Source organism: Citrobacter sp. TBCS-14, from assembly GCF_005280805.1.
Classification (GTDB): domain Bacteria; phylum Pseudomonadota; class Gammaproteobacteria; order Enterobacterales; family Enterobacteriaceae; genus Citrobacter; species Citrobacter gillenii.
On sequence record NZ_SZWM01000367.1, the window covers coordinates 1 to 539 of the forward strand.

The 539-nt window shown below is 45.5% G+C and carries 1 pseudogene; it reads right to left on the reverse strand.

Annotated elements, in window-relative coordinates:
- A pseudogene (gene zntB / locus FDX22_RS15540) lies at positions 1-215 on the reverse strand (zinc transporter ZntB); the annotation flags it as partial.
- Positions 216-539 lie beyond the last annotated feature (324 nt).

The following is a 539-nucleotide window of genomic DNA, read 5'->3' on the forward strand; positions in this document are numbered from 1 at the left end:
CCCGCCAGTGCATCACGCACATTATTAGGAAGCAGAGGCGTTGTCGCCAGCCATTGCGCGCTATCAGAATGGGTGTAATTAAGATGCAGCCAGCACGGATGCGCACTGTCGATAACATCGTTGTCTTCCAGCGGTTTCACGCCACCGCGACCATCCAGCAGCCAGGCAAACACGGCATCCGGCACATTAACTTCGGTTCCCTTAATGGCTTCCACAGCGCCTCCACAGTCATTCAGTCTTTTTCGTTAGTCTAGCCTGCAGATTATGTTAAGCAATATCTCATTATCCCATTGTGCTGAAATGATTCAGAAAAGTTAAATNTTATGCTGAAATGATTCATAAAAGTGTTCAAGAAAATAAAAAGCGCCGACGGGTTCGGCGCTGTGGCGAGCAGATGTTGAATCTTAATATGAAGAACTGCATTTAACCCGTTGATGTAGTCCGGAGACAGGAGAATCTCGATGCAAGATCGTGGTTGTTTCGACAGATATATTTTTACTTAAGCGAAATTTATGTGTACGTGACAGAAGATCATTCAC